This window comes from uncultured Tateyamaria sp., from assembly GCF_947496075.1.
Lineage (GTDB): Bacteria > Pseudomonadota > Alphaproteobacteria > Rhodobacterales > Rhodobacteraceae > Tateyamaria.
Map to the genome: position 1 here is coordinate 771,284 of NZ_CANMBJ010000002.1, position 17,366 is coordinate 788,649.

Genomic DNA, 17,366 nt, shown 5'->3' on the forward strand with positions numbered 1-17,366 from the left:
CCCCAGGGAGGAGGGGGCCGCCGCCTTCGTCATGCCATCCGGTCAGGGAGGAGGAGGACCGGTTTGACAATCTCTGCACCGTTTTTGGTGCGGTATTCGTGCGACGACATTCGGGAGGAGGTGAATGCCGCCGCTCTTGCAACATCGCGTCGGTCAGGGAGGAGGAAGACCGAAAGTGCGATGTATTGCGGTGTTAAAGTGCGGCGACGCCAGGGAGGAGGAAGGCGCCGCCGCCAATTTCAGATGCCCCAGGGAGGAGGAGGGGCGATCTGATCCGTGTATTCCTTGTTTAGGCTGCGAGGTCGTTCGCAGATTCCCAAGCCACGCGCTTCAGTTCCGACCGGTGCAGGCCCAAATCGGCCAGTTCGCGGTTGGACAGTGCGTTCAGCTCGGTGAACGTGGTGCGGAAGATGCGCTGTTTAGCGCGACGCTCTGCAGCAGCTTCAAACACGCGGGCAACCGTGCCGAGGGTACGTTCGACCAGGTCGCTGCGACGTGCTACATCATTGTAATAGGCCATGTTCTTTGCCTCATGCTCGTTTCGTTGACCTGAATATAAGCCAATGCTGCGGGTGCACAATACACACCAATTCAATGCTGCTATGCAGCAATTGCATGGGGTTGAGGTCCAAAGCCTAGGCAATGTGCACAAGGATGCGGCGTTTGCTTCGGGGCGGTTTGCAAGCTCTTGTAAGACGCGAAATTTATGCCATTTCTTTCACCATAAAGCGGGGAAATCGAGCATGGCTGTCACGAAGCAAATTGTTATGGACGCGCTGACGCGCGTGGGAATGCCGGACGGTGGTGATCTGATCAGCCGAGATTTGATTCGCGCGGTGCAGTTGCAGGGCAATGCCGTGCAGTTTGTGATCGAGGCACCCACCCCGGAGCTGGCGGCGCAAATGGAACCGGTGCGTGCCGCCGCCGAGGCGGCGGTGCGGTCGTTGGAGGCCGTGGGTGATGTGCGCGTTGCATTGACGGCACATGGACCTGCGAAAAAGCCTGCGGCCCCGCCCAGCCTGAAAATCGGGGGACATCCAAAGCCACAGGACGGACCCACCAAGCCCACAGGTGTCAAACGCATCCTTGCCATCGGATCCGGCAAGGGCGGTGTCGGTAAATCCACCGTGTCGTCGAACCTGGCCGTGGCGCTTGCCAAGCAGGGACGCAAGGTCGGGCTGCTGGATGCAGATATATATGGTCCGTCTCAGCCCCGGATGATGGGGGTAAACAAGCGGCCGGCGTCGCCCGATGGCAAGACCATCATTCCATTGCATGCCCATGGCGTAACGCTGATGTCCATCGGGTTCATGATGGAAGAAGGCAAGGCCGTGGTTTGGCGTGGCCCCATGCTGATGGGCGCGCTGCAGCAGATGCTGGGGCAGGTGGAATGGGGCGAGTTGGACATTTTGCTTGTCGACCTGCCGCCGGGCACCGGCGACGTACAGCTGACGTTGTGCACCAAGTCCGAACTGTCCGGGGCCATTGTTGTCAGCACGCCGCAGGATGTCGCGTTGATTGATGCGCGCAAGGCGCTGGACATGTTCGCCACGCTCAAGACGCCTGTTCTGGGGCTGATCGAGAACATGTCGATGTTTGTGTGTCCGGACTGCGGATCAGAGCATCAGATTTTCGGCCAAGGTGGTGTGACCGCCGAGGCAGAAAAGATGGGCGTTCCGCTTTTGGGCGCATTGCCCATTGATCTTGAGACACGTCTGGCCGGGGACGGGGGCACGCCCGTGGCCGTGGGGGATGGGCCGATGGCCCAAGCCTACGCCCGTATTGCAGAAGGGTTGATCAAGGGTGGGATGGCCTGAGCCGGGTGGCTCAGACCTCGCGCCCTTCGACGGCAATGCCATATAGAGTTGTCAGGATGCTTGCGCTGACCAGCGCGAACAGAACCGAGGTGATCACGCTGACCACACCAAGTATGTAAGGCGCAGGCAAGGCGCTGATCACGAGGTTCAGGACAAAGTCCACGACGCCCAGAATGATGGTCAGCCCGATGATTGCACCCGACAGTGGGCGGGATGTGGCCCAGCTTTCAGTCAGCTTCATGTCTTTGCCGATCGTGCAGGCCGGCAGGATCAGGCTGAGCCGCAACAACACCCAGCCGAGAATGGCAAACAGTGGGATCGCAACCAGATTTGTCAGAACATCGTTGCCCGCGGATGCAATGATGCCCAAAGGCACAAAGAGCGGGATGGCAGCGATGCCGACGATGATGCCCAACAGAAGGCTGCGCCCGAAATAGCCCAGCACGATACCCGCGCCCGGCGTGAAGCCACCGTCGCGCTGCCCCTCGGGCAGAAGCACATAGCGGTGCCAGGCGGCGACCATCATGATGTAGCCAACAGCCATAACAAGGATTGCCACAACTGCGGCGCCTGCGTTGCCAAATGCGTCAGGGTTGAACGCGTCTGTTTCGGTCGCAAGCATCATCGAGCCGAACATGTTTGGTGCCAGGGTCAGGAACAGGACAACCGACAGCGCGACAAGGCTGACGCCCACATAGGTGGCACGCAGCGTGGCGCCGAGATCATGGAAGACCATTGTGAAGGCGTGTGTGAAGATGCGAACGGCGTTGGACATGTCTGCTCCTGTGTCGGATACCCGCTGCGTGTTGCCGTGTTGCGCGAGGGTGCGCAAGGGATTTCATGGGTGGCGGGAGAATATGGCGCCACGATCATGGGAATTCATGGTCAAACGGTATCAAACTTGATCTGATTCGAATCAATTCTGTGTTTATTGCTTGCATTGCATGAGAACAAAATAAAAACATCCGCAGGTGTTGCGGTTATGGTGAAATTTTTTTGGGAATTTATGGGTTATGCCGCATCAGGTGGGTGAGGTCTACATGTTGTGCCTGATTTCCAGTGAGCAACATGATAGGCGGTATTTTGATCGGTTTTAGGCTTAAATATGGGATTTTAGGCGTACATATAGATGCGCAGCTATCCTCAAGGGGCGCAAAAAACCATTGCTTCCCATGTTTTCCCACGTCATACCTAATGACATCAGATGAGAACGAGCACGGGGCAACAAACGACCCCAAGCAAAAAACAAAACTCTAGCAGGTTTCATACAGGCACCTCGCTTTCATCAGACCAGAGATCCGGCGCGCGAGCGAGCAGACATCCCCCCAGGTGGCGCGCGCAGCTGGACATCCCGCGAGACGGGACGAGGGCGGCGGGTTGATCAGTGGCAGCAGATCAACCCGCCGTTTCCATTTCTCGCCCCCGAAGGGTGGCGGGAAACACAAGCCCCGGCAAGAGGGCGCAGGTGACTGGGGAACGAATTTGAAGCGCTGGGGCGCGGAAACGAAATAGGGACGGGCCAAACAGTGGCACGCAGGTTCAGAGGCGAAAGCGACCACAAGGTGGACGCAAAGGGGCGGGTGTCTATCCCGGCCTCGTTTCGTCGTGTGATCGAAGCCTGCGACCCCGACTGGACTGACGGCCTGCCACCCCGCGTGATCATCGTCTATGGTGGCGCGACCCGCGGTTACCTTGAGGGCTTCACAATTGAAGCCATGGACGAGGTGGACGCCAAGATTTCCAAATTCCCACGAGGGTCCGCCAAGCGGAAGGCGATGGAGCGGCTGTACAGCGCGCAGGCCATCGAAACCGTCGTGGATGACACGGGTCGCATCGTGCTGCCCGCCAAGCTGCGCGAGAAAATCGGTCTTGATGGCATGGCGCGCTTTATATCGTCGGGCGATACGTTCGAGATCTGGCAGCCCGACGCCTATGACGAGAGTATAGCGGCGCTGGACGATGATGGGTTCGATCCGGACCTGGACCCGTCAGCCTACCTTGACGGGGACATGGACTAGGAATGGCTGGGGGGCCACATATTCCGGTTCTGATCGACGCGATCCTGCAGCACTGTGCGCCGATTGAAGGCACGTGGCTTGATGGCACATTTGGTGCGGGTGGGTACACGCGCGCTTTGCTGGAGGCCGGGGCTGAGAGGGTTATTGCGGTGGACCGTGACCCCGTGGCTTTCGAGATGGCTGCTGGCTGGGCGGATGCCTATGGCGACCGTATCACGATGCAACCCGGTGTGTTTTCCAAGCTCGATCAATATGGCGCGGGTTTGGACGGCGTTGTGCTGGACCTTGGTGTAAGTTCAATGCAGCTGGATCAGGCTGAGCGCGGCTTTTCCTTCATGAAAGACGGGCCTCTGGACATGCGCATGTCGCAGGATGGGCCATCCGCTGCGGATATCGTGAACGAAGCCGATGAAGGCGTGCTGGCTGATATTCTGTTTCAGTATGGAGAAGAGCGGGCGAGCCGCCGTATTGCGCGGGCGATCATCACGGCGCGTCCAATCACCACGACAATGGCGCTGGTGGGCGTGATCGAGAAATGCCTGCCGCGTCCCAAGCCCGGTCAATCGCATCCTGCCACACGCAGCTTTCAGGCGCTGCGCATTGCGGTGAACAACGAATATGATGAGCTGTATCAGGGGCTTATGGCCGCAGAGCGGGCATTGAAACCCGGCGGCAAGCTGGCTGTTGTGACCTTCCATTCGGTCGAGGACCGGATGGTCAAACGTTTCATGACGGCGCGGGGTGGGCGGCAAGCCAACCCCAATCGTTACGCGCCCGAGGTCGAGGCCGCACCGGCCCAATTCGAATTGAAGACCCGCAAGGCCATCGGGCCCGACAGGGATGAGCTGGACATGAACCCGCGCAGCCGGTCGGCCAAGCTGCGGGTGGCGGTGCGCACCGATGCGCCCGCCGGAGAGATTGACGCGAAGAGTATTGGTATGCCGCAGGTCAGGGGGGCCATCTGATGCGCACGGTTTTGTATATTTTGACCACGTTGGCCGTGATTGGCCTGGCTTTCTGGGCCTATCGCGAGAATTACGCGACGCAAGAGGTGCTATCCAAGACGGACAGGTTGCATCGCGACATTCGCATGGCGCATTCGCGGCTGGCCGTTCTCAAGGCCGAATGGGCCTATCTGAACCGTCCGGACCGGTTGCGTGATCTGGCCGACATCAACTTTGATCGGCTTGGCCTGATGCCCTTCCGCCCTGACCAGTTTGGTCACGTGGATGAGGTTGCGTATCCTGCGCCCCCGCTGCTGGTCATCGACAATGCGGTCGAAGTGTTCGGTGAATTGCCCGAAGATGGAGAGCAGCCATGACCCGCACGCCCCTGCGCCCATTGGCCCGCATTCTGCCTGCACGCGCTGCCGGTGAAAGCACCGAGGCAATCGAACGTGAAAACCTGCGTGCCCGTCACGAGGAAATGCGCGACCGGTCGCGTCAGCGCGCCGAAGGGCGTTTGCTGGTTTTGGGGCTGTTCTTTTTCTGCGCCTTTATAACGGTCGCCGTGCGCATGGGTGTGCTGGCGACGTCCGAACCGGTTGAACCGCGTGCGAGCGCACAGGGTGCGGCCATTTCAGCGGCCCGCGCGGACATCGTGGACCGGAACGGGCGCTTGTTGGCCACGAATTTTGAAACCCATGCGCTGTATGCCCAGCCACCGCAAATGGTGGACCCCGCGGCATCGGCCAAGGGATTGGCCGCGATCTTCCCCGATCTGAAGGAAGAGGAGCTGCTGAAGGACTTCACCGGCAAGCGCAAGTTCCTTTGGATTCGTAAGAAAATCAGCCCCGAACAGATGCAGGCCGTGCACGAGATCGGCGATCCCGGGCTGCTGTTTGGTCCGCGTGACATGCGGCTTTACCCCAACGGAACGCTTGCCGCCCATGTTCTGGGCGGGGCGAGTTTCGGCAAGGAAGGTGTGAGTGCGGCAGAGGTGATCGGCGTTGCCGGTGTCGAAAAGCAATTCGATGACTATCTGCGCGACCCCGCCAACGGGCAGAAGCCGCTGGAATTGGCGCTGGACCTGACGGTGCAGGCGGCGGCGGAACGTGTGCTTTATGGCGGCATGAGGCTGATGAATGCCAAGGGCGCGTCGTCGGTTCTGATGGATGTGCACACCGGTGAGGTAATCTCGGTCGTGTCGTTGCCGCATTTCGACCCCAACAATCGTCCGCGACCGGCCACGAAAGGTGATCAGAGCGACAGCCCGCTTTTTAACCGGTCGGTGCAGGGGGTGTATGAGCTGGGTTCGGCGTTCAAGATTTTTACGGCCGCACAAGCCGTGGATCTGGGTATTGTATCACCGTCGACTATCATCAACACCGCGGGTCCCATGCGAGTGGGTGGCTTCCGCATCGGGGAGTTCCGCAACAAGAATTACGGCAAGCTGAGCGTCGCCGACATCGTCGTGAAGTCGTCGAACCGCGGCACGGGCCGCCTGGTGTTGCAGATCGGCAAGGAGCGGCAACAGGAGTTCCTGAAGAAGATGGGCTTTTTCGAGCCCACGGATTTCGAGATCGTGGAGGCGCGCACCGGCAAGCCGCTGCTGCCGAAACGCTGGACCGACCTGAGCGCTGTGACGGTGAGCTATGGTCATGGTCTGTCGTCTTCGCCCATGCACCTTGCGGCAGGCTATGCGGCCATTGCCAATGGTGGCCGCATGGTCAAGCCCACGATCCTCAAGCAGGATGGCCCCCGTTTCGGCGAACGAGTGATGAGCGAGGGCACTGCCCGCGCTGCGCGTGCAATGCTGCGTAAGGTGGTGACAGATGGTACAGCCAGCATGGCCGAAGTGCCGGGATATGCCGTGGGTGGCAAGACGGGCACCGCCGACAAGCCCAAGCCGCGCGGTGGGTACTACGACGACAAGGTGATCGCGACCTTTGCCACGATGTTCCCCGCGCATGATCCCAAATACGTGCTGGTCGTGACGTTGGATGAGCCGGTGGAGACGAGCGGAGACAAACCGCGCCGCAGCGCCGGGTGGACGGCGGTGCCTGTTGCTGCCGAGATGATTGGCCGGATCGCGCCGCTTCTGGGCCTGCGCCCAAGCGTTGAACCTGTCACTCTCGCTGATATAACGCTGACCAGCAGCAACTGAGGTGCATTTCGCATCCGAACCATAGGGCCAGCAATATGGGCGCGCAGGCACGATCACTTTCATCGCTGGGCCTGACCGCCCGGGGTGGGGCCAATCCCGATATCACCGGCATTGCCGTGGACAGCCGCGAGGTGAAGGACGGGTTCCTATTCGCTGCCATGCCGGGCAGTCGCGTGCATGGGGCGGAGTTCATTCAATACGCAGTGCGCATGGGCGCGGCGGCGGTTCTGACCGATTCCGAAGGCGCCGCGCTGGCCGCTGACTGGCTGGAGGGTGTCGTGGTTGTCGTCACCGATGCCCCGCGCGAGGTGCTGAGCCGAACCGCCGCCCTGTGGTTTGGTGGTCAGCCCGATGTGATGGTCGCCGTCACCGGGACCAATGGAAAGACATCGGTATCGACCTTTGTGCGCCAGATCTGGATCGAGATGGGGTTGCCCGCCGTGAACCTTGGCACAACGGGTGTTGAGGGGGCGTGGACCGCTCCGCTTGCTCACACCACGCCAGAGCCGATCACGCTGCACCGCACCTTGGCAGAAGCGAAGGTCAATGGGATCACCCATGCGGCGATGGAAGCCTCATCTCACGGCCTTGATCAGCGCAGGCTGGATGGCGTGACGCTGAAAGCAGCTGGGTTCACGAACTTTACCCAGGATCACCTGGACTACCATCACACGTTCGAAGCGTATTTTGATGCCAAGGCCGGCCTGTTTGCGCGCGTGCTGCCTGAGGATGGCGTGGCTGTGATCAACATGGATGATGCGCGTGGCGTGGACATGGCCGCCATTGCACGCGCACGCGGTCAAAAGGTTTTGGCCGTTGGCCGCGACGGCGGTGACCTTTGCCTGACAGCACAGCGTTTCGACGCCACGGGGCAGGATGTGCGATTTGAATACGAGGGCAGGGCCTATACTGCGCGCTTGCCCCTGATAGGAGGCTTTCAAGCCGACAATGTGATGCTGGCCTGCGGGTTGGTGATTGCCTGTGGCGCCGAACCTGCCGAGGTCTTTGAGACATTGCCGCATTTGGGAACTGTCCGGGGGCGTATGCAGCTGGCCGCAACACGCGAGAATGGTGCTGCCGTTTTCGTGGACTACTCTCACACGCCCGATGCGGTTGAGACGGCGCTCAAGGCGATGCGCCCCCATGTCATGGGCCGCCTGATCGCCGTTGTTGGCGCGGGCGGTGATCGGGATGCAGGCAAGCGCCCATTGATGGGGCAGGCCGCGGCCGAGAATGCGGATATCGTTTTTGTCACTGACGACAACCCGCGCAGCGAGGATCCCGCGTTGATCCGTACCGCCGTGATGGAAGGGTGTCCGGACGCGACCGAAGTTGGCGACCGGGCCGAGGCGATCCTGCGCGCTGTGGATGCGCTTGGCCCCGGTGACGCGCTTTTGATTGCGGGCAAGGGGCACGAGACGGGCCAGGTGGTTGGCGATGATGTGTTGCCCTTTGACGATGTGGAACAGGCCAGCGTGGCAGTGGCTGCCTTGGAAGGACGATTGACATGACGCTTTGGACCTCAGCCGAGGCTGTTGCCGCAACGGGCGGTCGGTCCACGACGGATTGGACGGCCACGGGTGTCTCGATCGATACGCGGACCTTGCAGCCCGGTGATGTGTTTGTGGCGCTCAAGGCAGCGCGGGACGGGCATGATTTTGTCGCTCAGGCGCTTGAGAAAGGGGCCGCGGCGGCCCTTGTGACCCATGTTCCGGACGGTGTGGCCGAAGACGCGCCTTTGCTGATCGTCGAGGATGTTCTGGAGGGCTTGGAGGCGCTGGGTGTTGCGGCGCGTGCCCGCACGGAGGCCCGTGTGGTCGCTATTACCGGATCGGTCGGCAAAACCTCGACCAAGGAAATGCTGCGCGCGATCCTGTCCGATCAGGGGCGCACCCACGCCTCTGTCGCCAGTTACAACAATCACTGGGGGGTGCCGCTGACCTTGGCGCGGATGCCCAAGGATACGGAATATGCCGTGATCGAGATCGGGATGAACCATCCCGGAGAGATCGCTCCGCTGGCCAAGATGGCCCGCCCGCATGTTGCGATGATCACCACCGTGGCGGCGGCGCATCTGGAAGCCTTTGAGAATATCGAAGGCATCGCGGTTGAAAAGGCATCAATCATCGACGGGTTGGAATATGGTGGCGCAGCGGTGCTGAACAATGATTGTTCGACAGCCGCGATCCTGCAGGCCAAGGCGCATGATGCCAAGCGCCGCGACATTGGCTTTGGCGAACACGGCTTTGATTTCAAATTGAAATCTGTTGATCTAAAGCGCGATACCACCGTGGTTCAAGCCGAAGCGCATGACGTTCCGCTGTTGTTCAAGATTGGTGCGGTGGGCAGGCACTATGCCATGAACGGTTTGGGTGCGTTGGCCGCAGCCGAGGCGCTGGGCGCGGATCTGGCGCTTGCCGCGCAGTCGCTGGGCCGCTGGTCGCCGTACCAGGGGCGCGGTGCGAGAGAGGTTGTCGTGCTGGATCCGGTTGAAACGCATATGACGCTTGAACTGATCGATGACAGCTACAACGCCAATCCGACATCGATGGGCGCGGCACTTGAGGTGTTGGCGGCAGCGGAAGTGACCCATGACATCGGGCGCGTCAGCAAGGGGCGGCGGATCGCCTTTGTCGGTGACATGAAAGAACTGGGCGATGAAGGCCCCGCGATGCATGCCGAGATCGCCGAGTTGCAGTCGGTGTCAGCCATTGACGTGATCCATTGCGTTGGCCCGTTGATGAAGCATCTGCACGAGGCGTTGCCTGCGGACAAACAGGGGCAGTGGACCGAAACGTCAGATGAGATGGCAGAACAGGTGCGGCGCCGGCTGGACAGCGGGGACGTGGTGCTGGTCAAGGGATCGCTCAGCATGAAACTGGCGCTGGTCGTTGACGCGATCCGCAAAATGGGCCATCCGATGGTTAAGGGCGAAGACCCACAAAATAATGCGTAGGGACAGGCAGGCATGCTCTATTGGTTGACGGCACTTTCGGATGGCGGGGACTTTTTCAACCTGTTCCGCTATATCACTTTTCGGGCCGGGGGCGCGTTTCTGACGGCTCTGGTCTTTGGATTTCTGTTTGGCCGTCCGCTGATTGCGGTGTTGCGGCGTAAACAGGGCAAGGGCCAGCCGATCCGCGATGACGGTCCCGAAGGGCACTTTTCGAAGGCCGGGACGCCAACGATGGGTGGGTTGTTGATTGTTGGCGCCCTGGCGACGTCAACGCTGTTATGGGCGCGCTGGGACAACCCGTTCATGTGGATTGTGCTGGGGGTCACGCTTGCGTTCGCCCTGATCGGTTTTGCCGATGATTATGCCAAGGTGTCCAAGCAAACCACGGCAGGTGTGCCCGGTAAGGTGCGGCTTTTGCTTGGGTTTTTGATTGCCGGCATTGCTGCCTATTTCGCAACGATCAGTCATCCGGACGATCTGCAGAACCAATTGGCTGTGCCTGTGCTCAAGGATGCGCTGATCAATCTGGGCATACTGTTCATTCCGTTTGCCATCATCGTCATCGTCGGTGCTGCCAATGCCGTGAACCTGACGGACGGGCTGGATGGGCTGGCCATCATGCCGGTGATGATCGCGGGTGGGACGCTGGGTATCATTGCGTACGCCGTTGGGCGGGTTGATTTCACCGAGTATCTGGATGTGCACTATGTGCCCGGCACGGGCGAGCTTTTGATCTTTACCTCGGCCTTGTTCGGCGGAGGATTGGGGTTCTTGTGGTACAATGCGCCGCCTGCGGCCGTTTTCATGGGCGACACCGGGTCTTTGGCACTGGGTGGTGCTTTGGGCGCGATCGCCGTGGCAACGAAACACGAATTGGTTCTGGCCATCGTAGGTGGCTTGTTCGTGGTCGAAGCGCTGAGCGTCATCATCCAGGTCCTCTACTTCAAACGGACCGGCAAGCGGGTGTTCCTTATGGCCCCGATCCATCACCATTATGAGAAAAAGGGATGGGCCGAGCCGCAGATCGTGATCCGGTTCTGGATCATCTCCCTGATCCTCGCGATGATCGGCCTTGCCACGTTGAAGGTGCGGTAGTGCCCCGTGCGCTGATCACCGGCGGCAACCGAGGGATCGGATATGCCATGGCGCAGGGCCTGCTGGCGCGGGGATGCGACGTTGTGATCGGGGCAAGAGATGCGCAGGCCGGGGCAAAGGCCGCGACCGAATTGGGCTGCGATTGGGTGCATCTTGATCTTGAGGACGCCGCCAGTTTTGCACCGGCCATTGAGGCTTCTGGTGGTGTAGACATCCTGATCAACAATGCAGGTATTCTGATCGAGGACAGCATGGTGCGCCATCCCGAAGGTCTGCGGCGGTCTATGCAGGTGATGTTCCATGCACCGTTCGAGCTGATCCTGCTATGCCTGCAGCATATGGAGCAGGCTGGGCAGGGGCGGATCATCAATGTGAGCTCGGGCTGGGGTGCTTATGACGAAGGTATGGAAGGCCCCGGCGGATATGGTGTGGCCAAAGCCGCGCTGAATGCACTGAGTTTTGCACTGCCGCGCGATCTGCCGCCGGGAGTGACCGTCAACGCGATGTGCCCCGGTTGGGTGCATACGCGCATGGGAGGTGCTGCTGCACCGGGGACGCCTGAGCAGGGCGCCGATACAGGCATCTGGCTTGCCTTGGACGCGCCTGCTGATGTTACCGGGAAGTTCTTTCGCAACCGTCAGGAAAAGGCGTGGTGATGATCCTTCTTCTGGCTGAAAATACCTCGGGGGAGGCCGCAGGCCGGGGGCAGAGCCCCCAAGGAGCACCGCAATGATCCCGGTGCAGGGTCTGAACGGTGCGCGTGTGGCGGTTCTTGGGCTTGGACGCTCAGGCCTTGTTGCGGCGCGCGCGCTGAAGGCGGGTGGGGCGACACCGATCTGCTGGGACGACAATCCGGACGCCCGCGCCAAGGCTGAAACCGAAGGGTTTACATGCCTCGACCTCAAGAAAGGCGGTGCTTTTGACAATGTTGCGCGCCTGATCGTAAGCCCCGGCATTCCGCATCTTTATCCGTCGCCAAACCCGGTGATTGCGGCGGCTTGGGCGGCCGGTGTGCCGGTCGACAATGACATTGGTCTGTTCTTCCAATCCTTTGCCACATCCGAGTGGAACCGCTTTGACACCGTGCCGCGTGTGATTGCGGTGACCGGATCCAACGGCAAATCGACGACCTGTGCCCTGATCCATCATGTCATGGAAGTCGCGGGCCGTCCCAGCCAGCTTGCGGGCAATATCGGTCGTGGTGTGTTGGACATCGACCCGCCCCATGACGGAGAGATCGTGGTGCTGGAGCTGTCGAGCTACCAAACCGATCTGGCGCGCAGCCTGACACCGGACGTGGCCGTGTTCACCAACCTGTCGCCCGATCATCTGGACCGGCATGCGGGTACGGGTGGATATTTTGCCGCCAAGCGCCGGCTCTTTGCCGAAGGTGGCCCGGACAGGGCCGTCATTGGCGTTGACGAGCACGAAGGGCGATCCCTTGCAGGGCAGCTCAGCGAGGGGCCAAGCGATGATCGCGTGATCCGCGTGTCTGGTGCCGAAAAGCTGACCGGCCCGGGATGGCAGGTCTTTGCCAAGAAGGGGTTTCTGGCCGAGTATCGCAAAGGACGGCAGGTGGCGTCGATTGATTTGCGCGACGTTGCAGGCTTGCCCGGTGCACATAATCATCAGAACGCCTGTGCGGCCTATGCCGCTGCGCGCGCTGTTGGTGTGGCCCCCAAGGTGATCGAGCAGGCGTTCCACAGTTTTGCAGGCTTGCCGCATCGCAGCCAGACCATCGCCGAGGCGGATGGTGTCAGGTATGTGAACGACAGCAAGGCCACCAATGTGGACAGCGCGGCCAAGGCGCTTGCGGCGTTCAAGAACATTCGTTGGATTTGCGGCGGATTGCAGAAAGAGGGCGGGCTTGACCCGCTCAATGATGCGCTGTCCGGCGTGCGTAAGGCCTATGTGATTGGCCGTGAAGCGGCACAGTTCGCAATGCAACTGAATGTCGAGACGCAGGTTTGTGGCAGCATGTCGGCCGCTGTTGCGGCTGCCATGGAGGATGCCGAGGCCGGGGACGTGGTCCTGCTGGCCCCGGCGGCGGCCAGTTTCGATCAGTATGACAGTTTTGAACGCCGCGGCGAGGACTTTGCCGCCGAAGTCACGAAACGACTGTAATCCAAAGGCGCGCCTGCGGCGCATTCCATTTTGATTTTGGGCGCGCCTTGCGGCTTCTTTCGGGCTTGGATTAATTCTCGATGGCGCGTGCCGCGGCCATGGCCGATGACCAGGCCCATTGGAAATTGTACCCGCCCAGCCAGCCGGTGACATCCAATGCTTCCCCGATGAAGAACAGACCGGGGGTGGTTTGCGACTCCATGGTTTTGGAGCTGATCTGGTCGGTGTCGATCCCACCTCGGGTCACTTCCGCTGTGCGGTAGCCTTCTGTGCCGCCCGGCGTCAAAAGCCAGTTTTGCAGGTCGTGGGTCAGTGCCTTGATCCGCGCGTCCGACATGTCACCCAGACGCCCCGACATATCCATTTGAGTGCTGAGATGGTCGACAAGCCGTGCGGGCAGGTGGCGTGCCAGTTCGGTTGTCAGTGCTTTTTTTCCGTCTGTTTGCCGTTTGTCGCGGAGAATTGTGGTCAGGTCCGTCTCGGGTGCCAGATGCACGGTGATGTCCTGACCTGCATGCCAGTAGCTGGAGGCCTGCAGAATGGCCGGACCAGACAGACCGCGATGCGTGAACAGCATGGCTTCGTCAAAGCTGGTGCCATTTGCCGTGACCCGCGCGGGGCATGCGACGCCCGAAATGTCGGCAAAGCGGCGGTCGGGGAAGGTGAAGGGGACAAGGCCAGGTTCGGTTTCGGTCACCCGGTGCCCGAACTGGCGTGCGATATCATAGGCAAAGCCGGTAGCCCCCATCTTGGGGATGGATTTGCCGCCTGTCGCCATGACGATGTGCCGGGCCTTGATGTTCCGCCCGTCATGCAAGGTTGCGGCAAAGCCGCCGTCGCGCTTGGCCAGTTTGGTGACCGACGTTTGCAGGTGCAGTTCGGCACCTGCCTGCTGCAACAGACCGCGCAGCATGGCGATGATGTCCTTGGCCGAGGTGTCGCAGAACAGTTGGCCCAGTGTCTTTTCGTGCCACGAGATGCCGTGCCGGTCGATCAGGTCGATAAAGTCCCATTGCGTGTAGCGGGCCAGCGCGGACTTGGCGAAATGCGGGTTCTGGCCGATGAACGCATGTGCGTCGCAATAGAGGTTTGTGAAGTTGCAGCGTCCGCCGCCCGAGATGCGGATCTTTTCGCCGGGGGCCTTGGCGTGATCGATCAACAGCACACGCCCCCCTGCATGTGCTGCGCACATCATGCCCGCAGCTCCGGCCCCTATGACAAGCGTGTCGTATTCCATGACGTCCCCGTGCAGCATCGCACATAAAGGGTCAAGCTCTTGGGGTTGTGTGGGCCTTTGCATTTCCTAGGTCGAGAAGAATGTTGCAAAAAGAAAAGGATATGCAGAATGACAGCTTTGGCCGCAGGGAGTGCTTTCCCCAAACTTGATGTCGCCAGATTGGGTGGCGGTACGTTGTCCCTTGGAACGCCGAGGGGCGGGCACGACTGGCAGTTGGTTGTTGTTTATCGCGGTCTGCACTGTCCACTTTGCAAGAAATACCTCGCCCAATTGCAAGAGCTTGAGAGTGATTTCAACGCCTTGGGCGTGGATGTTGTGACTGTATCCGGTGATCCGGAGAATAAGGCGCAAGCGATGGTCGATGAGAAGGAATTGAGCCTGGCCATGGGCTATGGGCTGAGTGTGACGCAGATGGACGCGCTGGGCATTTACATATCCGATCCACGCAGCCCGCAGGAAACCGATCAGCCGTTTCCAGAGCCGGGCCTGTTTGTCGTGAACGGTGATGGCGCCATTCAGATGGTCGATGTGTCGAACGCCCCGTTCTTGCGCCCCGATCTGCAAAGCGTGCTGAACGGTGTCAAATTCGTGCGTTCGAATGACTACCCGATCCGCGGGACACACAAGGCGGCATAACCCCGCTGGCGGGCCAGTAAACAAAGGCTGGCCCGCGTGATCATTTGCCGCTATGGTATCGCGCAGCACCTTGGATCAACCAAGGGCGTGAGGCAGTACAGGCAGCAAGGCGGCAGATCATGACTGAGATGGTCTATGGCGCGGTCCCGGTGCGGGACGGCGAACCGATTCTTCCAAAATGGTGGCGCACCGTTGACAAGTGGTCACTGAGTTGTGTCCTTTTTCTGTTCGCCATTGGCCTGCTTTTGGCGCTGGCGGCGTCGGTTCCATTGGCCGAGAAAAACGGCTTTCCTCCTTTTCACTATGTGGCGCGGCAAGCGTTTTTTGGATCGGTTGCGCTGATCCTGATGATCATCACGTCGATGATGTCACCGGTCGTGGTGCGCCGTTTGGCGGTGTTGGGTTTCTTGGTGTCCTTTGTGGCGCTCGCCCTGTTGCCGTTTTTTGGGACGGATTTTGGAAAAGGGGCGGTCCGTTGGTATTCGATGGGCTTTGCCAGTATTCAGCCGTCCGAGTTTCTGAAGCCGGGCTTTGTCGTGGCCGCTGCGTGGATGCTAGCCGCCAGCCAAGAGCTGAACGGCCCGCCGGGGCGCACGTGGTCCTTTGCGCTGTGTGTCTCGATCGTTTTGATGCTGGCCCTGCAACCTGACTTTGGGCAGGCCTGCCTTGTCCTGTTTGGCTGGGGTGTCATGTATTTCGTGGCCGGTGCGCCGATGATCCTGTTGGTCGGCATGGCCGGGCTGGTCGTTTTTGGTGGCACCATTGCCTATTCCAATTCGGAGCACTTTGCCCGTCGTATTGATGGCTTTCTAAGCCCTGATGTCGATCCGCGGACTCAGCTTGGATATGCAACAAATGCGATCCAGGAGGGCGGGCTTTTTGGTGTTGGTGTTGGTGAGGGGCAGGTGAAATGGTCACTTCCCGACGCACATACAGATTTCATCATTGCCGTGGCGGCCGAGGAATACGGTCTGATCCTCGTGTTGTGCATCATCGCGCTTTACACCGGTATTGTCGTGCGGTCGCTGATGCGGTTGGTGCGCGAACGCGATCCGTTTATCCGCCTTGCGGGTACGGGGCTGGCTTGCATGTTTGGTGTTCAGGCGATGATCAACATGGGTGTCGCCGTGCGCCTGTTGCCTGCCAAAGGCATGACACTGCCCTTTGTCAGTTATGGTGGTTCGTCCGTGATCGCGTCGGGTATTGCCGTCGGCATGCTGCTGGCCTTCACCCGAAGCCGTCCGCAGGGTGAGATTTCGGATCTTTTGGGGCGCCGTCGATGACGAAACAGCCGCTTCTTCTGATCGCAGCCGGTGGCACCGGTGGTCACATGTTCCCGGCCCAGGCTTTGGCCGAGGCAATGCTGGCGCGCGGTTGGCGGGTGAAGCTGAGTACGGATGCGCGCGGCGCCCGCTATACGGGCGGGTTCCCGCACACGACCGAGATTGAACAGGTGTCCTCGGCCACCTTTGCGCGTGGCGGGGTGCTGGCCAAGATTGCTGTTCCGTTTCGTATTGCTGCGGGCATAGCGGCAGCCAAGATCAAGATGCTGCGGGACAGGCCGGCTGTTGTCGTGGGGTTTGGTGGGTATCCGACCATTCCGGCGCTTGCCGCCGCCGCGATCCTGCGTGTTCCACGTATGATACATGAGCAGAACGGTGTGCTGGGCCGCGTGAACCAACTGTTTGCAAAGCGCATGGACGCCGTTGCGTGCGGAACCTGGCCCACGGAACTGCCCGAAGGTGTCGAAGGCACCTATGTGGGCAACCCCGTGCGCAACGCGGTGCTGGAGCGGGCAGGGGCCGGATACATCGCCCCGGGTGACTACCCGATGGAGATTTTGGTGATCGGCGGCAGTCAGGGTGCGCGCATCCTGTCGGATGTCATCCCGCCTGCCATTGCAAGCCTGTCCATGGACCGTTTGCGTAACATCCGGGTCAGCCATCAGGCGCGCGGCGAAGATGAAGACCGCGTGCGCACCTTCTATGCAGAAAACGGCATCAATGCCGATGTGCAGCCTTTCTTCCACGACGTGCCGCGCCGGATGTCCGAGGCGCAGCTCTTAATCTCGCGCTCGGGCGCATCATCGGTGGCAGATATTGCGATTATTGGTCGTCCGTCGATCCTGGTTCCGTATGCGGCCGCCACAGCGGATCATCAAACCGCAAATGCGCGCGGTCTGGTGGATGCAGGTGCTGCAATTCTAATCCCGGAAAGCCAGTTGAGCGTCGAAAACGTGGCGGAACAGATCAACGCCGTGCTGGACAATCCCCACGGCGCGTTGCAGATGGCCAACGCCGCGCTGACCGTGGGCAAACCGGATGCCACCGAACAGCTTGTCTACATGGTCGAAACCCTCGCCCAGAAAGGGACCTGAC

16 protein-coding genes are annotated in these 17,366 nt (G+C 60.4%); 13 read left to right on the top strand and 3 right to left on the bottom strand.

Going from position 1 to position 17,366, the window contains the following annotated elements:
- Positions 1 to 289 precede the first annotated feature (289 nt).
- Positions 290 to 520 carry a DUF1127 domain-containing protein gene (locus Q1A51_RS07800; protein WP_299200833.1) on the bottom strand — a complete coding sequence of 77 codons (231 nt, stop codon included), beginning with the start codon at positions 518 to 520 and terminating at the stop codon, positions 290 to 292.
- Between the two features lie 223 nt (positions 521 to 743).
- On the opposite strand from Q1A51_RS07800, the gene Q1A51_RS07805 reads away from it, so the two are divergent.
- The gene (locus Q1A51_RS07805; protein ID WP_299597770.1) at positions 744 to 1,817 is read left to right on the top strand and encodes an Mrp/NBP35 family ATP-binding protein; all 1,074 of its coding nucleotides are present in this window, start codon (positions 744 to 746) and stop codon (positions 1,815 to 1,817) included.
- Between the two features lie 10 nt (positions 1,818 to 1,827).
- On the opposite strand, the gene Q1A51_RS07810 is transcribed toward Q1A51_RS07805, so the two are convergent.
- Positions 1,828 to 2,592, bottom strand: coding sequence for a hypothetical protein (locus tag Q1A51_RS07810; RefSeq protein WP_299597767.1), 765 nt, complete (start codon positions 2,590 to 2,592; stop codon positions 1,828 to 1,830).
- Between the two features lie 751 nt (positions 2,593 to 3,343).
- Between Q1A51_RS07810 and mraZ the strand changes: the two genes are divergently transcribed.
- The 9 genes from mraZ (at position 3,344) to murD (ending at position 13,115) form a co-directional block, all read left to right on the top strand.
- Complete coding sequence (mraZ, locus tag Q1A51_RS07815) at positions 3,344 to 3,835, top strand: division/cell wall cluster transcriptional repressor MraZ (protein WP_299200824.1); 492 nt, start codon at positions 3,344 to 3,346, stop codon at positions 3,833 to 3,835.
- Between the two features lie 2 nt (positions 3,836 to 3,837).
- Positions 3,838 to 4,800 (top strand): 16S rRNA (cytosine(1402)-N(4))-methyltransferase RsmH, encoded by a 963-nt coding sequence (gene rsmH, locus Q1A51_RS07820; protein ID WP_299597763.1) that lies wholly within the window; start codon positions 3,838 to 3,840, stop codon positions 4,798 to 4,800.
- Positions 4,800 to 5,156 (top strand): cell division protein FtsL, encoded by a 357-nt coding sequence (locus Q1A51_RS07825; RefSeq protein ID WP_299597761.1) that lies wholly within the window; start codon positions 4,800 to 4,802, stop codon positions 5,154 to 5,156. The genes rsmH and Q1A51_RS07825 overlap by 1 nt, the downstream gene beginning before the upstream one ends.
- A complete protein-coding gene (locus Q1A51_RS07830) occupies positions 5,153 to 6,940 on the top strand; it encodes a penicillin-binding protein 2 (protein ID WP_299597759.1) in 1,788 nt (595 codons plus the stop codon). Before Q1A51_RS07825 ends, Q1A51_RS07830 begins: the two co-directional genes overlap by 4 nt.
- A gap of 35 nt (positions 6,941 to 6,975) precedes the next feature.
- The gene (locus Q1A51_RS07835; RefSeq protein ID WP_299597757.1) at positions 6,976 to 8,451 is read left to right on the top strand and encodes a UDP-N-acetylmuramoyl-L-alanyl-D-glutamate--2,6-diaminopimelate ligase; all 1,476 of its coding nucleotides are present in this window, start codon (positions 6,976 to 6,978) and stop codon (positions 8,449 to 8,451) included.
- Positions 8,448 to 9,896, top strand: a complete 1,449-nt coding sequence (gene murF / locus Q1A51_RS07840; protein WP_299597754.1) for a UDP-N-acetylmuramoyl-tripeptide--D-alanyl-D-alanine ligase — start codon at positions 8,448 to 8,450, stop codon at positions 9,894 to 9,896. Before Q1A51_RS07835 ends, murF begins: the two co-directional genes overlap by 4 nt.
- Positions 9,897 to 9,908: 12 nt before the next feature.
- Positions 9,909 to 10,991 (top strand): phospho-N-acetylmuramoyl-pentapeptide-transferase, encoded by a 1,083-nt coding sequence (gene mraY, locus Q1A51_RS07845; protein ID WP_299200802.1) that lies wholly within the window; start codon positions 9,909 to 9,911, stop codon positions 10,989 to 10,991.
- The gene (locus Q1A51_RS07850; protein WP_299597752.1) at positions 10,991 to 11,647 is read left to right on the top strand and encodes an SDR family NAD(P)-dependent oxidoreductase; all 657 of its coding nucleotides are present in this window, start codon (positions 10,991 to 10,993) and stop codon (positions 11,645 to 11,647) included. Before mraY ends, Q1A51_RS07850 begins: the two co-directional genes overlap by 1 nt.
- A 73-nt stretch (positions 11,648 to 11,720) precedes the next feature.
- Positions 11,721 to 13,115 (top strand): UDP-N-acetylmuramoyl-L-alanine--D-glutamate ligase, encoded by a 1,395-nt coding sequence (gene murD, locus Q1A51_RS07855; protein WP_299597750.1) that lies wholly within the window; start codon positions 11,721 to 11,723, stop codon positions 13,113 to 13,115.
- Between the two features lie 70 nt (positions 13,116 to 13,185).
- Here the strand turns inward: murD and Q1A51_RS07860 are convergent, their stop codons facing one another.
- The gene (locus Q1A51_RS07860; protein WP_299599651.1) at positions 13,186 to 14,352 is read right to left on the bottom strand and encodes an NAD(P)/FAD-dependent oxidoreductase; all 1,167 of its coding nucleotides are present in this window, start codon (positions 14,350 to 14,352) and stop codon (positions 13,186 to 13,188) included.
- Positions 14,353 to 14,460: 108 nt separating this feature from the next.
- On the opposite strand from Q1A51_RS07860, the gene Q1A51_RS07865 reads away from it, so the two are divergent.
- From Q1A51_RS07865 to Q1A51_RS07875, 3 genes are all read left to right on the top strand, one after another.
- Entirely contained in the window at positions 14,461 to 14,988 is a 528-nt protein-coding gene (locus tag Q1A51_RS07865) for a peroxiredoxin-like family protein (RefSeq protein WP_299597748.1), read from the top strand.
- Positions 14,989 to 15,107: 119 nt separating this feature from the next.
- Positions 15,108 to 16,271: a putative lipid II flippase FtsW gene (gene ftsW / locus Q1A51_RS07870; protein ID WP_299597746.1), complete on the top strand. Its 1,164-nt coding sequence runs from the start codon at positions 15,108 to 15,110 to the stop codon at positions 16,269 to 16,271.
- Positions 16,268 to 17,365 (top strand): UDP-N-acetylglucosamine--N-acetylmuramyl-(pentapeptide) pyrophosphoryl-undecaprenol N-acetylglucosamine transferase, encoded by a 1,098-nt coding sequence (locus Q1A51_RS07875; protein WP_299597744.1) that lies wholly within the window; start codon positions 16,268 to 16,270, stop codon positions 17,363 to 17,365. The genes ftsW and Q1A51_RS07875 overlap by 4 nt, the downstream gene beginning before the upstream one ends.
- The last annotated feature ends 1 nt before the right edge of the window (position 17,366 follow it).